Annotated in this window: 15 protein-coding genes; 12 read left to right on the top strand and 3 right to left on the bottom strand. The window is 41.6% G+C overall.

Annotated features, from left to right (window positions below):
- Window positions 1-19: 19 nt before the first annotated feature.
- Window positions 20-1,384, top strand: coding sequence for an FAD-dependent oxidoreductase (locus tag O1D97_RS13690; protein ID WP_428981128.1), 1,365 nt, complete (start codon window positions 20-22; stop codon window positions 1,382-1,384).
- 24 nt (window positions 1,385-1,408) lie between these two features.
- Window positions 1,409-1,762, top strand: a complete 354-nt coding sequence (locus O1D97_RS13685) for a cupin domain-containing protein (RefSeq protein WP_269126407.1) — start codon at window positions 1,409-1,411, stop codon at window positions 1,760-1,762.
- Window positions 1,763-2,028: 266 nt separating this feature from the next.
- On the opposite strand, the gene O1D97_RS13680 is transcribed toward O1D97_RS13685, so the two are convergent.
- Window positions 2,029-3,336 (bottom strand): NAD(P)/FAD-dependent oxidoreductase, encoded by a 1,308-nt coding sequence (locus tag O1D97_RS13680; RefSeq protein WP_269126406.1) that lies wholly within the window; start codon window positions 3,334-3,336, stop codon window positions 2,029-2,031.
- 140 nt (window positions 3,337-3,476) lie between these two features.
- Here O1D97_RS13680 and O1D97_RS13675 point away from each other — a divergent pair, with 140 nt between their 5' ends.
- On the top strand, window positions 3,477-4,475 hold the full coding sequence (locus O1D97_RS13675) for a LysR family transcriptional regulator (protein WP_269126405.1): 999 nt from the start codon (window positions 3,477-3,479) through the stop codon (window positions 4,473-4,475).
- Between the two features lie 215 nt (window positions 4,476-4,690).
- The gene (locus tag O1D97_RS13670) at window positions 4,691-5,902 is read left to right on the top strand and encodes a Gfo/Idh/MocA family protein (RefSeq protein WP_269126403.1); all 1,212 of its coding nucleotides are present in this window, start codon (window positions 4,691-4,693) and stop codon (window positions 5,900-5,902) included.
- Window positions 5,903-5,969: 67 nt separating this feature from the next.
- Here the strand turns inward: O1D97_RS13670 and O1D97_RS13665 are convergent, their stop codons facing one another.
- Window positions 5,970-6,809 carry a 2OG-Fe(II) oxygenase family protein gene (locus O1D97_RS13665; RefSeq protein ID WP_269126401.1) on the bottom strand — a complete coding sequence of 280 codons (840 nt, stop codon included), beginning with the start codon at window positions 6,807-6,809 and terminating at the stop codon, window positions 5,970-5,972.
- An 83-nt stretch (window positions 6,810-6,892) separates the two neighbouring features.
- The gene (locus O1D97_RS13660; protein WP_269126399.1) at window positions 6,893-7,039 is read right to left on the bottom strand and encodes a hypothetical protein; all 147 of its coding nucleotides are present in this window, start codon (window positions 7,037-7,039) and stop codon (window positions 6,893-6,895) included.
- A gap of 380 nt (window positions 7,040-7,419) precedes the next feature.
- On the opposite strand from O1D97_RS13660, the gene O1D97_RS13655 reads away from it, so the two are divergent.
- From O1D97_RS13655 to proC, 8 genes are all read left to right on the top strand, one after another.
- Entirely contained in the window at window positions 7,420-7,986 is a 567-nt protein-coding gene (locus O1D97_RS13655) for a YqgE/AlgH family protein (protein WP_269126397.1), read from the top strand.
- Window positions 7,986-8,450: a Holliday junction resolvase RuvX gene (gene ruvX / locus O1D97_RS13650; protein ID WP_269126396.1), complete on the top strand. Its 465-nt coding sequence runs from the start codon at window positions 7,986-7,988 to the stop codon at window positions 8,448-8,450. The genes O1D97_RS13655 and ruvX overlap by 1 nt, the downstream gene beginning before the upstream one ends.
- A gap of 113 nt (window positions 8,451-8,563) precedes the next feature.
- Window positions 8,564-9,004: a bifunctional pyr operon transcriptional regulator/uracil phosphoribosyltransferase PyrR gene (gene pyrR, locus O1D97_RS13645; protein WP_269126395.1), complete on the top strand. Its 441-nt coding sequence runs from the start codon at window positions 8,564-8,566 to the stop codon at window positions 9,002-9,004.
- Window positions 9,005-9,241: 237 nt separating this feature from the next.
- Window positions 9,242-10,267 carry an aspartate carbamoyltransferase catalytic subunit gene (locus tag O1D97_RS13640; RefSeq protein ID WP_269126393.1) on the top strand — a complete coding sequence of 342 codons (1,026 nt, stop codon included), beginning with the start codon at window positions 9,242-9,244 and terminating at the stop codon, window positions 10,265-10,267.
- A 1-nt stretch (window position 10,268) separates the two neighbouring features.
- On the top strand, window positions 10,269-11,537 hold the full coding sequence (locus tag O1D97_RS13635; protein WP_269126391.1) for a dihydroorotase: 1,269 nt from the start codon (window positions 10,269-10,271) through the stop codon (window positions 11,535-11,537).
- 167 nt (window positions 11,538-11,704) lie between these two features.
- The gene (locus tag O1D97_RS13630) at window positions 11,705-12,811 is read left to right on the top strand and encodes a GGDEF domain-containing protein (RefSeq protein ID WP_269126389.1); all 1,107 of its coding nucleotides are present in this window, start codon (window positions 11,705-11,707) and stop codon (window positions 12,809-12,811) included.
- Window positions 12,812-12,918: 107 nt separating this feature from the next.
- Entirely contained in the window at window positions 12,919-13,599 is a 681-nt protein-coding gene (locus tag O1D97_RS13625; RefSeq protein WP_269126550.1) for a YggS family pyridoxal phosphate-dependent enzyme, read from the top strand.
- Window positions 13,600-13,625: 26 nt separating this feature from the next.
- Window positions 13,626-14,474: a pyrroline-5-carboxylate reductase gene (gene proC, locus O1D97_RS13620; RefSeq protein ID WP_269126386.1), complete on the top strand. Its 849-nt coding sequence runs from the start codon at window positions 13,626-13,628 to the stop codon at window positions 14,472-14,474.
- Window positions 14,475-14,481: the final 7 nt, after the last annotated feature.

The raw sequence follows: 14,481 nt of genomic DNA, 5'->3' as shown, positions 1-14,481 counted from the left end.
TGAGCATTAGGAGAGAGACATGAAAAAGTGGCTATGTATTATTTGTGGTTGGATCTATGACGAAGCCAAAGGTTGGCCATCGGATGGAATTGCACCAGGTACTCGCTGGCAGGATATTCCTGATGATTGGTTGTGCCCAGAATGCGGTGTAGGTAAAGCCGATTTTGAGATGATAGAAGTAAGTCATACGCAGGCTGAGTCATCAATACCGGTGAATTTGCCTCTAGCGACACCTCCTATCGTAATTATTGGTACGGGTTATGCCGGTTATAACTTGGCTCAAGCCATTCGTGAACGCTCTCCAGATGCGAATATTGTTTTATTTACAACGGATGACGGCAGCAATTATTCGAAACCTGGGCTTTCAAACGCTTTTGCACGTGGGCTTGATGCAAAAGGGCTGATAACAGAAACTCTGTTGCAAGTAGAAGCGCGTTTAAATGTACGTATTTATGGTCACTGTCAGATTACCCATATCGATACTCAGAAGAAGTTGGTGACCAGTCGTTATGGAGAGCAAACCTACAGCAAGCTAGTGTTAGCTCAAGGTGCTCAACCCATACAGCTCTCTTTTCAAGGTGATGCCAGTGGTGATGTGATGAGTGTTAATAACTTGCTTGATTACCATCACTTTAGAGAAGCCATTGCAGATAAAAAACACATTACTGTTATTGGAAATGGCCTAATTGGATGTGAATTTGCGAATGACCTGTGCGCAAATGGCTACAAGGTGTCGGTAGTGGGGTTATCAGACTGGCCTATGGATCGACTGATTCCAAAGGACATTGGGGAACAACTACAAGCAAATTTAAGCGAAATTGGAACCGATTGGTACCTGAACACCAGCGTTGAAAGAATTGAGAGGAAGGGGCAAGGCTACCTATTAACCTTGACTAATGGTGAAACCCTGACAACGGATTTTATTATGTCGGCGGTGGGTTTAAAAGCACGGACTCAATTGGCGCAAAGTGCTGGTATTGATTGTAATCTGGGGATTATTGTCAATGGCGGCTTGAGAACAAGTGTTCCAGATGTTTATGCGATTGGTGATTGTGCCGAGATACAAGGGCAAGTACTCCCTTATATTGCACCTATCAACTATGGCATCCGTGCATTGGCAAATTGTTTATTGGCTAAGCCAACTATGGCTCAGTATCCACTGATGCCAGTAATGGTGAAAACGCCGGTTTTGCCACTAACCTTATTGACGCCTCCGATACATACTCAAGGTCACTGGCAAGTAACAAAAGAGGGTAATGGTATACGTGCTTTGTATCTTGTTGATGACAAAGTGATGGGGTTCGCCTTAGCTGGAAACGTAACCTCTGAGCGGCAGCAATGGTTAGATAGAGTCGCTGAAAATAGATCGTCGTCGGTTTCTTAATATAGAGCAATAAAGAGAGTTTTTATGAGTAAAGTGACCTTAATCAAAGGAGAAAACATTCAGTTTAACCATCGAGGAGGGCCTCCTGGGATGGCTCAAGTCGGACGTGCTGTGTCAACAGAAATGAGTTCGAGTATGGGGGCTGGAATCGCGCATTTTGATGCTTGCTCTGTTGCTTGGACTGTTTTATACGATGAAGTAGTTTATGTCATCGATGGCGTTTTTAGGTTGCAAACAAACGCTGGCCCAGTGGAAGGAAAGGCAGGGGATGTCCTCTGGATTCCAAATGGAACTGAGCTCTGTTATGAAGGCGAAAAAGCGAGTATTTTTTACGCTGTCTACCCGGGTAACTGGAAAGAGCTGTTAGCAGAAAAGTAGTAATTAGACTCAATTTGATCGGCTTATACTGTGGTTTAATCTCGTTCAAATTGAGTCATTTTTCAGTATCTCCCTAGTTGTCTAGTTGTCCTGATTTTATTCCTCCCTTTCCTTATTACTTTCCCATCGTTTTATTCTGTGTTGTGTGTACGTGGCTTAACATAATGGGTTACATCAAGTGTGCTTTGATTGTTATATATAGAAGGGCAAAAAAGCAGGCTAGTTGACTAACCTACTTTTTTGTAACAAAGAGGAAATGGGCGGTTTTAAAACTCGGAGCGACTGATGAAACGTTCATACTCTAATCGTGCTGGTACGCCAATTCTCATTAACGCTTTTGGTGGCAACTTAGATGGGTTTCCTGACACCTTTTCTATAATGGCCAAATCTGGGCTGTTAGTCGCCGCTACTTTTTCCGCTAGCATAAGACCTGAGACAGTGCCTCTTGCTGCTCCCACGCTCTGGTCGCAATTTGCACTAAAAATACCATCCTGTAGCTCGCCAAAGAAGGTTTCAAAATTACGAGATAGAGCACTGGCTCCACCCCAAGTATAGGCGAAAGCAACCTCCTTTAGATGAGGGTAACGAGCATCGAAACTTTTTCTATGACGTTGTTTTACTGTCGGTAAAATATCTTGAGGTGTATTGTAGTCATGAGCATATCGGTATGAATTACGAATAATAATGCGCTTGTCTTGAGTCATGCGTAATGTGGTTCCCCCATGATCGGCAGGCGTAATTCCCCAGTCTAACTGGCCGCCGTAGGCTTGCATCTGGGTATCTGTTAAAGGTGCTGTCATACTAGCGAACGTCATAATAGGTAAAATGCGATCTTTCAGGAAACCAAATTCTTGCGCAAAAATATTATTCGCGAGGATTACTTTCTGACAACGAACACGACCGTTTGGGGTGATCAGTATATAGCCAGATGCTTCCTTATTTATTTCTGACACCGGTGTATGCTCAGCTAAACGAACATTTTCTGGTAGATTTTTCGCTAAGCCCCGCATTAAGGCTGCCGGCTGCATTAAGGTCCCACCCGGTGTGTAGATGGCTTCGGAATAATAGCTTGTGCCAAAGGTGGATTCTCTTTCCTGCTTACTTAAACGGGAATAATTCTCTCCAAAGCCTTTTAACAGTGTTTCATAATGATCTAAAAAGGCTTCCCCTCGAGGTCCGACGGCACCTTGATATTTTCCAGCCCTTGACCATTGGCAATCAATTTGGAATGCGGCAATTTTTTGCTCTAAAAACTGAATCGCAAGACGGTTTAAATGCAGCAGGTGACGCTTATTTTCATCTGATGATAATTCAAGGTCACGTTTATGTGGTTGGTCAATGACAAAGCCCGAGTTCCGGCCAGATGCACCTTGTCCTATTCTAAGAGCATCAAGTAAAACGAATTGCTTATCAGGTAAGAGTTCCGCCAATCTGTGGGCGGCAGCCATACCGACAAATCCCCCACCAATTATTGCGGTATGCACGGTCAAATCCGAAGTGAGTGGGGTGACTTCTTCTGGTTTTGGTAATACTTCGTACCAGCCACAGCCACCATCATATTGTGGAAAAATCATATCTGCCTCGCCTGCGCGTTAAAAGTTACGCTGTTTAGTGTTGTTAAATGACGCTATCAAGGATTTTCTAGGTTTTTATAAAAAATTCTATTTTTTTGTTTATAATTAAGTGAATTTAATTATTTTCATAAGATTAATTTATGACTAGCCATGCCCTTTTAGATACGAACCAGTTACATACTTTTGTGATTTTAGCGGAGTCAAATTCCATTACTGAAGCTGCGCAGAAGTTAAAAGTGACTCAACCAGCGATTTCCCAGTGTCTGCGCCAGCTGGAGAGTCAACTTGGTACTGAGCTTATTGTTAGACGTAAAAAGCCGGTGCAACTGACCATGGCGGGAAGAGCATTGAAGCAAAAGGCGGATGTCATTATTGGCGAGTTAACACGACTGAATGGCTTAGTGCGTGATGCATCCAATCAAAGAGCACTTCAGTGTCGTCTGGGACTGGTGACCTCATGCTCAGAAGTGTTCGGTAGTTTGCTGATAACAGAGTTGTGTGAAACCACAGAGCAAATCATGTTGAAAAGTGGCAATACATCTACTTTGGTCGAACAATTGTTGAATCGAGATATCGATATTCTAGTTTCAGATGATCCGTTATTGGAATTGGATGCCTATAGTCAATGGGAGCTGTTTCGTGACCCTTTAGTTATTGCGGTTCCTGAAAATTATCTAAAAACCTTAGCGTTTGATGCTAAGGGGCGAGTGAATGTACACACATTGGCTAAAAATAAGCCACTTATTAAGTTTGGTAAAAATACCAGTATTGGGACGTTAAGTGAGCTCGCTCTTAGACGGATGAACTTGATGACAGACGTTCGGTTTGAAACGGATGACACTCACACCTTAATGAATTTCGTTAGAGATGGTCATGGATGGGGGATTTTAAGTTCATTGTGTGTCGCACAAAGTATTCATAGTCTCGATCAAGTGCACCTTTTTGAACTGGATTCCAGTCGACATGCTCGTACCCTCTATCTCGTTTACCGAGGTTCTGAAATGGGATCGATTCCAGCTAAAATTGAAGCCAGTATCAAGCAAATATTGACAGAATCTGTTGTCCCTAGCATTCAAAAAAATCCCCTTGGTTTTCTTGTCATGCTTTTGATGTTGTGGCGTAGGTGTGTAATGGTCTAATGATTCTAGGTGCTTATCAACGACGGCCAAAAGCCGTGCTTTTATGGGGAAAGAGACGTGGTTTAGTAAGCTTAGATAATAGTAGGCAAGTGGATGCGCGCTTAATATGTTTTTTATATTAAGCTATGCTGAAAGATATATTAGACATAATGAGAGACTTTTCCTATTGTTAGCCCATTAATACGATCCATTATTTATGTTAATCAGGAATCATCATGAGCAAAGAAAAAATCAACGGCCAATTATTCAGTTACTCAGGCCCTGCATTTCATTACTTAAACGAAGAAGAGCGTCATTTTTTTGCCAAAGCACCGGCTGATTTTCGAGTAAGTTTAATTGGTTGTGGCATGATTGGAATGGAACACATGCGAGTCGCCACTCGCGTGGGTCGTACCTCAATACACGGTGTCTTTGATACCAATGAACGCAGTATTAAAGTGGCGCGAGAGGAGTTTGCTAAAGTCACTGATGAAGATTTTATTGTGTATGATAGCTTGGAAGCCGCTTGTAATGATCCTGAAATTGATGGAATTATGATTTGTACTCCAAATTATACCCATTTAGATATTTTGAAAGTGGCGATTAAATCGGGTAAGCCCATTTTCATGGAAAAGCCAATGGCGACTAAGCTAGAAGACGCTTATGAAATCACCAAAATGGCGAAAGAATACGATTCTGTTCTGCAAATTGGTCTGCAATATCGTTACAAATCCATTTATGCTGAAGCCATTCATGAAGTATTAGAACGTCGTGCTGTGGGTGATGTAAAAATGATTAACATCATGGAGCATCGCATTCCATTCTTGGATAAAGTGAACCAATGGAATAAATTTTCTAAATATTCTGGCGGTACCTTGGTCGAGAAGTGCTGTCATTATTTTGATTTATTGAATTTATTTGCCCAGTCGCGTCCAGTACGTGTTCATGCAACGGGTTCTCAGTCTACTAATTTCATTGGGTTTGAATTTAAAGGTGAGAAGTCTGATATTTTGGATAGCGCTTTTGTGACTGTTGAATATGAAAACGGTGTGCGCGCCGGTTTTAATCTATGCATGTTTGCACCTATGTTTCATGAAGAAGTAGTGATTTGTGGTGATGAAGGTCGCGTGAAGGCGGCAGAAATGGAAGATTTCGGCGAGAGCGAACGCTTAAGAACAGAAATGGAAGTGTTCTGTGGTCAATATCGCCCATCTAAGACATCTAAGCCAAGTTACCCTAAACTGATCGAAGATTCAGGTCATAACGGTGCAACTTGGTTTGAACATATCGCCTTTGCGGATCAAATGGCAGGTAAGAAAACCAATAGTGCAACGGTTGAGGAAGGTTTCTGGTCAATTGTTGTGGGTAGCGCGGCGGAAGAGTCTGTGAATACGGGTAAAATCATTGAGATTAATGAATTCTTGCAATCGAAAGGTATCGATCTGTAATTTATTTCAAGAAGAAAAAAGGGGCTTAACGGCCCCTTTTTTGTGATCGTTACTTTTTTCAGCTTGGTTAGATAACACCTAATTCGACTAAACGTTCATGCAAATAGGAGCCAGCCGTATGGCGTTCTGAAAGCACGACTTCAGGTTTAGGGTGTAAAAATAAAGGTAAGGAAATACGAGATTTGGTTTTGTCCGCTCCATCAGGGTTGATGACGCGATGGGAGGTTGATGGAAAGTAGCCACCAGAGGCTTCTTGCAACATATCACCGATATTCACTATGAGTGTCCCGAAATCACAAGGAACGTCCATCCAACTGCCATCTTTGGCTTTTACCTGTAAACCAGGCTCATTCGCTGAAGGTAAAATTGTCAATAAATTGATGTCTTCGTGGGCTCCTGCTCGTATTGCGCCCAATTCTTCATCGCCTTTCAAAGGTGGATAGTGCAATACTCTTAATAGGGTCTGGTCTGATTGTTCTATCATGCTAGATAACGGTTGAGAATAAAGTGATGCCACTTTTGGTGGTGTACACTGCTCTACCCATGCAAGCAGTTCAGCGGCTAGAGAGTTAGACTCTTGATAATATTGCGCCAGCAAGGCTTTATGTTGATCAGGACACTGTCCCCAAGGATAGTAGTGAAAATATTCTTTTATGTCTTTTTTGGTGCTGCCTTTCGCGGTTTCGGAAACGGTTGGAGGAAAGTAACCGTCTTGTTTGTCTTTGTTATAAAGGTAGTTGTGTTTCTCTGGTGAATCGAAAAATGTTTGCCAATCGGTATAGATTTGGCTGACGAGATGTTTAGAAATAGGGTGGTTTTTTAGTACGCCGAACCCCGTTTCATGTAGGGAGCGAACAAAATCTTCTTTTGCGGTAGCAGATGTGTAGTCAACAGCAATAAGTTTCATATAAAAATAGTCTCTAAAATGTGAGTGTATACTCAATTAAATACGTTATGGATCGTCGTGTTTTGTATTAATCATTTTTGAGACTAAGATGACCAGCCGCTATGGAAAAAGTAACGTAAATCAACCGTCTCTGCAATGTAGTGATCTTGCCATTGAGATAAGCGTAGACGATCAACTCGATTGGCCGTCGTTTGCTGCTCTTGGTAAAATTCAAATTTGGTTAATATCATTTTTTTACTTTTAATTATGAAAAAAAGAATGCTAAGTTAATAACCTCACTTTAGTAAGGAGAAACAAATTAGTACAGATTGTATCGTTTGAAACCAGTGTTTTAAAGTTACTTATTCAGTAATTTTTTATTTGCACTAGTTTAATGTTCAATTTTATCTATACTGATAATGCTGGTGAACTTGATCTTTATAGAATTAATGTCGTTATTTCATTGATTTTATAAATATTCGACACTCTATCTTGCCAGACAATCTAACGTAATTATTATTACGAACACTATTGCACAAGCACAGCTCATTTATTTCACGATTAAAACTTCTATCTTTTAGCCCAGCACACTGCGGCTTAACATTTTTTGTCTAAGAGAGGGTACTAGTCTATGAAAACTGCGTTTGAGTCCTTAAAAAATCATTTTCTTATCTCTATGCCTCAGTTGAGCGATCCACAGTTTCAACAGACGGTGATTTATTTATGCGAACATACCCCTGAGGGCGCTTTAGGTATTACTATTAATAGACCTTCTGAGGTTTTATTTTCCGAACTCGCTGCCCATTTAGAGTTAGCGGTATGTGACCCTACCATTGCCCATACCTCTGTTTACCATGGTGGTCCTGTTGAATCAGAAAAAGGTTTTATTCTGCATTCGAGAGAGATACCTTGTCCTAATGAATTACCTGTTACCGCAGAAGTGGCCTTGTCGGCGTCATTTTCTGTGATTGAAGATTTAGCAAATGGGCATGGCCCTGAGTCGTTTCTTATTGCTTTGGGCTGTTCCGGATGGGATGCGGGTCAATTAGAAGCCGAGATAACTCAAAATCAATGGCTGGTATGTGAGGCCGATTTAGACGTATTATTTAACACTCCAAGCGACTTACAATTTTCAGCCGCCACGCGAGTGTTGGGTTTTGATATGTGTCGTTTATCACCTGATGTAGGACATGGTTAATGGTTCATTCTGAAACAGAGAATACGGGTATATCTGTTGAGTCAAAAACACTTTTAGGATTTGATTTTGGCACCACTCGTATTGGTGTTGCTGTTGGTCAAACATGGCTTGGTACAGCGACGCCTTTAGATCCAATTAAGGCGAAAGAAGGCATCCCTAATTGGGATGTCATCGAAGCACTGGTTGCCGAATGGCAGCCAGATGGCTTTGTTGTCGGTTTACCATTAAATATGGACGGCAGCGAGAATGAAATGTGTCTTCGGGCAAAAAAATTCGCTAATCGCCTGCAGGGACGATTTGGTAAACCACGCTATTTGATGGATGAAAGGTTATCCTCTTATGAAGCGAAAGGAATGGTTATTGAGTCTGGCGGTTCGCGTAACTTTAAAGAGAACTCTGTCGATGGTATTGCGGCTCAAATGATCCTAACCTCTTGGTTTGGTGAGTCTGCAAATACCCTATAACGAAATGAGTCGCGTCACTGATTAGATATTTTATTTGATATAAAGGTAGACCAATACATGAATTTGGATGTTGATAGTGCCTTATCCGTACTAGCCGATAACTTAGTAAAGCATTGCCAAAAAAATCAATCACCAATCCTATCGTGGTAGGTATTCATAGTGGAGGGGTGTGGGTTGCTGAAAAAATACTTGCACACATTCCAACGGATGAGCCTTTGTCTACGCTAGATATTACGTTCTACAGAGATGATTTTTCTCGTATGGGCCTACACCCGAAAGTGAAACAAACGGTATTACCATCAACGGAAGATCGACATGTTATTTTAGTCGACGATGTGTTGATGTCTGGTCGCACGATTCGTGCAGCGATGAACGAAATATTTGATTTTGGGAGACCTGCCAGTATTTCGTTAGCTATTCTGTATGATTTGCAGCAAACCGAATTACCCATTCACGCGGATGCTGTAGGAGAAGTCATCCGTTTAAGCTCAACACAAAGAATTAAATTGTCAGGGCCTCATCCTTTAACAGGGAGTGTGGTGGAATCTAGCTAATTTTGTTACATGCACCTGGCAGTAATCACGCTAGAGACGTAATTTTTGATGCCGTTACTTTCTTTTTATGAAGACAAGTAAGACAATAAGGCATGGAATAACATAGGGTAATAGGAGGCCTACTTCTGTTGCTTATTAATCGGTGCCCAGTTCGTATTTGATACCTCTGGGCATTTTCCTATCTTACATAATGATAGGCGACATTAATGACGCCTTACTGTTTGAGGAAAGCAAATAATGATGCAGTCCGAACCACGAGCATTGCAATTGAATGAACAGGGTCAGCTGAAGCACTTCTTAACCTTAGACGGTTTAGATAAAACGATTTTAACGGAAATACTGGATCGAGCCGATTCTTTCCTCAGTATGGGAGAGCAATCGGTAAAAAAAGTCCCCCTCCTACGCGGTAAAACCGTTGTTAACCTCTTCTTTGAAAACTCCACTCGAACCCGTACTACTTTTGAACTTGCCGCTAAACGCCTTTCCGCTGATGTTATTAATTTAGACATTGCTACTTCTGCTACCTCTAAGGGCGAATCTCTTCTGGATACGTTAAAAAATTTAGAAGCCATGCAAAGTGATATGTTTGTTGTTCGACATGGGGACAGTGGTGCGGCGCATTTTATTGCACAGCACTGCACTCCAAATGTGGCGATCATTAATGCCGGTGATGGTCGACACGCTCACCCAACGCAAGCGATGCTGGATATGCTGACGATTAGACGTCATAAAGGGCGTTTTGAAGGGTTGAAAGTCGCGATTGTTGGGGACATTTTACATTCTCGAGTTGCTCGTTCACAAATACATGCGCTGACAATTCTAGGCGTCGATGAAATTCGCCTCGTTGGTCCGAAAACACTGGTACCAGATTACTTTGAAGAAACGGGAGTCACCATTTGTCATGATCTACAAGCCGGGTTGACGGATGTGGATGTGATTGTCATGTTGCGTTTACAAAAAGAAAGAATGCAAGGTGCATTACTACCAAGTGAAAGTGAGTTTTATCGTTTGTATGGTTTGACCACAGAAAGCATGGCATGGGCGAAATCGGATGTCATTGTGATGCACCCTGGTCCAATAAATCGAGGGGTAGAAATTGCGTCCGAGGTGGCTGATGGAGAGCATTCGGTGATTCTTAATCAAGTTACCAATGGGATTGCTGTGCGTATGGCGGTGATGTCGATGGCAATGAGTGGGCAATTACAAAGCCAAGAAACAGCGGCAAGTAAAGTCGCTGAAACCGCTTCAGGAGAACACATCTAATATGAAATTATGTATCAAAAATGGTCGTATTATTGATCCTAGCCAAGGGCTGGATGCCGTTACCGACTTGTTTATTGAAGATGAAAAAGTGCTGGCTATTGGGGAGAACCCTCAAGGCTTTGTGGCTGACGAAGTGGTAGATGCGACTGGTTTGTGGGTGATTCCTGGCATGGTGGATCTTGGGGTCGCATTAAGAGAACCTGGGTTAACTCAAAAAGGTTCAATTGCATCAGAAACACGTGCTGCCGTGTCTGGTGGAGTAACAACGGTTGTGTGCTCTCCTGAAACCAGCCCTATTGTTGATACACCCGCCGTGGCCGCGCTTATTCAAGATAAAGCCTTAATGGCCGGGCAAGCGAATGTATTTCCTTTAGGGGCATTGACTCAAGGACTAAAGGGCAAAACCTTAAGTAACATGGTGTCTTTAACCGAGGCGGGCTGTGTTGCCTTGTCGAACCATAGACACCCCTTAGAAAGTACAAAAGTGTTATCAAGAGCCTTAGAGTATGCGGCTACTCATGATTTATTGGTGGTTTTCCATCCAAATGAAGAAAGTCTAGCGGATGGTGGCTGTGCTCATGAGGGCGTGATTTCTATTACTCATGGTTTAGCTGGTATTCCCGATATAGCCGAAACGGTTGCCCTAGCTCGAGATCTGATATTGGTAGAACGGACGGGTGTGAAAGCGCATTTTGCTCGTTTGTCTAGCGCCAAATCCATTGAGATGATCGCCGATGCAAGAATGTCGGGTTTAGATGTTACGGCGGATGTGGCCTTGCATAATTTGCTATTAACGGATCAGGTATTGAATGCGTTCGATGGCCATTACCATGTATTACCTCCTTTACGTTCAGAAGATGATCGCTTAACTCTAATTGAAGGCATTAAAAGTGGCGTTATTTCGGCGATTTGTTCTGATCATCAGCCCCATGAAAAAATGGCGAAAATTGCGCCTTTTGCGGCAACAGAGCCTGGGATGGCCAATATTGAAGTGTTATTACCTTTGGCAATGAAATTAGTCGATGATGGCATGATTGACCTAAGCGTGCTTTTGTCTTGTTTAACAATAGGGCCTGCGAGCTGCTTTGGCATTGATGCGGGTTCATTAAGTAAAGGCAGTTTTGCGGACTTCTTCTTGTTTGATAGTACTTGTCATTGGCAGTGGCGGCCTGAAAACAGAAGAACAAAGGGCCATAATTCACCCTTTTTCGGGGATGAAATGATCGGAAAAGTGCAAGCAACGTATGTTTCCGGTAACAAAGTGTTGTAAACTGAATAAATACACTAATTTATAACTTATTGATCTACGACTTTAATATGTATTATTAATAAGTTTTTTAGAACAAGGGCTATATAAGCTGACGGCATTTTTTATCTCAAGAAATACTCTCAGCTTATATAGATAATGTGGATATATAAAGCATAGACTATAGTATTTTGGATAATCTACACGAAAGAATTTCTACTTTAGAAACAGAGCTCACTCTGCTAAAGAAGCAAAAATCGGATTTTGAAGAAATTCAAGCTCATTGCCAAAAAATGATGATGCAGTTAACCCAAGGTGCTTCACAAATAAGCCTTTTAAATGAAATGGTAGAATGCTTTCAAAAAGCGGGGCAACCAAGTCATTTTTGTTTTGTCTCTTGCGATAAAGGTGGTGGTAATTGGCGAATTGATGCTGGAAGTGACTTAGTGAATGAATTGGCAACGCCATCTAAGATGATGGTCAGTGTCCCTGCTGAGCTTTGTTACCTTCAATCGGAGGCAAGCTTTGACATTCATGAAGTAGATTTACTTGAAAATAATAGTTGGACAGTATGGCAGCCGTGGTTAAGTCAGCATAATCTAGATAGTTGCTTACTAAAACCCATTATAAATACGAATAATCATGTGGTTGGGTTCGCCATTATTTTCACCCATTCATCTTATTTAAATGAGCAGCGTTATACTCTTGAGCTCATGTTAAACTCAGTTTGTAGCTTGATCCTGATGACATTTTCTCGAGATAAAATGGAAGAGGAATTACTAAACTCAACGTATGAAGATGAGTTAACGGGTTTAATGCAACCTAAACGCTTTAATTCTAATTTCTCCATAATGATGAAAGATGCTCGTAGATACTTTCAACGATTGGCATTGATTTCCGTTAATATTCACAGTGGTCAAGTCAGTTGGCGGAATCACGATATTGATGATTCTGATATTTTAGAATTAGCTAAAGTGATGAGAAGTTCCATACGAGAGAATGATCTTATCGGTCGATTTTCTCAAAGTGAGTTTGTCATGGGGATTCGGATTCGAAATTTAGAGGATGCAGAAACGGTTGCGGTGAAGTTATTGAGTCAGATTAATTTAATTCGTTCAAAGCTCTCGGAAAACACGCGCGTATCATTAGGCATCAGTTTTTATCCAGAGCATTCTAACTATGAGCCCATGTTTTTAGCCGCGACCAATGCCGCCAAAAATAACGGTAATGAAGACGGTTTTAAAATTGAATATCATGGTCGTTATTGTGGGTCCACTGCAGACTTATACGACTTTTAATATTAGTGCTATCATACCGACTTATAAATAAAGCCTAGACATTCAAACTAGGCTTTATTTTTGTGAAATACTTTATATATCAGTCATTTAAAACGGAGTTACTCAATATGGGAATCGCAACCAATTTAGAGCAAGTTCGTAAACAAATAGAAGATGTAAACTCTCAATACCAAAGGGAGTTAGGGGCGGTCCGTTTATTGGCTGTCAGTAAAACCAAACCAATTGCCGATATTATTACCGCCTATGAGTCGGGGCAGCGCTTATTTGGTGAGAATTATGTACAAGAAGCCATTGATAAATGTGCTGCCTTATCTCACTTAGAACACATTGAGTGGCATTTTATCGGGCCAATACAGTCAAATAAATCTCGTTTAGTCGCTGAAAATCTTGATTGGGTACACACCCTTGATCGAGAGAAAATTGCCATCAGGTTAAGCGAGCAAAGACCTGAGAGCCTTGCTCCACTTAATGTTTGTATTCAAGTAAACATAAGTGGTGAAGAGACAAAATCGGGAGTGCATTTAGAGGAACTACAAGCACTGGTTGATCTGGTGATTTCTTTGCCAAATTTACAATTGAGAGGGTTAATGGCCATCCCTGCGCCACAATCTTCTGAAGATGAGCAAATAAGAGTGTATCAACCCTTGCTGCAAGCGTATAAAAGCTTACAAGCGCAACTTCCTAATATCGATACACTTTCTATTGGTATGTCTGGTGACATGGAGGCGGCCATCGCTTCTGGTAGTACCATGGTAAGAATTGGAACCGCTATTTTTGGTTCACGTTAACAACGAATTTAATATAGGAGCATTGCATGCAAAAAACGTTAGGATCCGCTGTAAAAATTGCCTTTATTGGTATGGGAAATATGGCCAGTGCTATCATGCAAGGTCTTTTAAATAGTGGTGTTTCTGCAGACAATATAACAGGAACGGCTCGTACTGACTCAAAACGGGCTTATTTCTCTGACACTTTCGGTATTAACATGATTGCCGATAATAAAGTCGCCGTAGCAACCGCTAATATTGTTGTTTTATGTGTTAAGCCTATTCAAATGCAGGCGGTTATAGAGGATTTTTCCTCGGTAATTCAACCAAATCAATTATTTATTTCTGTTGCTGCCGGGCTTGAAGTAGCGAGCTTACAAGCTTGGTTAGGTGACGTTGGTATTGTACGTAGTATGCCAAATACACCGGCACAGTTGGGCGCGGGTGTGGCTGGGTTAATCGGCAATGATTTGATCACAAAACAACATAAAGAATGGACTGATATACTCTTTTCTAGTGTTGGTCGCTCTTTATGGGTGAATGATGAGCGTCATATGCATACTGTAACGGCGCTTGCTGGTAGTTCTCCCGCTTATTTCTTCCGTTTTATTGAGTCTATGGTGCGTTATGGTGTTGAAGACGGACTCACTGAGGAGGAAAGCCGATTCTTAGCGGCCCACTCAATGCTGGGTGCGGCAAGAATGGCGACCGAGTTGACTAACATCAGTGTGGAGCAGTTGCGTATTAATATAACCTCTCCAAAAGGCTCCACAGAGCAGGCGCTATTGTCGTTTGAAGCAAATGGTATTGAAAAAATGATGAGCGATGCTCTTTCTGCCTGTGCCAAACGTTCTCAAGAGTTTGCCGATCAACTTTCTGCTAAAGACCATGATTAAAGGAATG

Origin of the sequence: Marinomonas phaeophyticola (genome assembly GCF_026966905.1) — a bacterium.
GTDB classification, from domain to species: Bacteria; Pseudomonadota; Gammaproteobacteria; order Pseudomonadales; family Marinomonadaceae; genus Marinomonas; species Marinomonas phaeophyticola.
The sequence above is the reverse complement of the archived record's forward strand: the minus strand, read 5'-3'. Positions and strand labels throughout refer to the sequence as shown.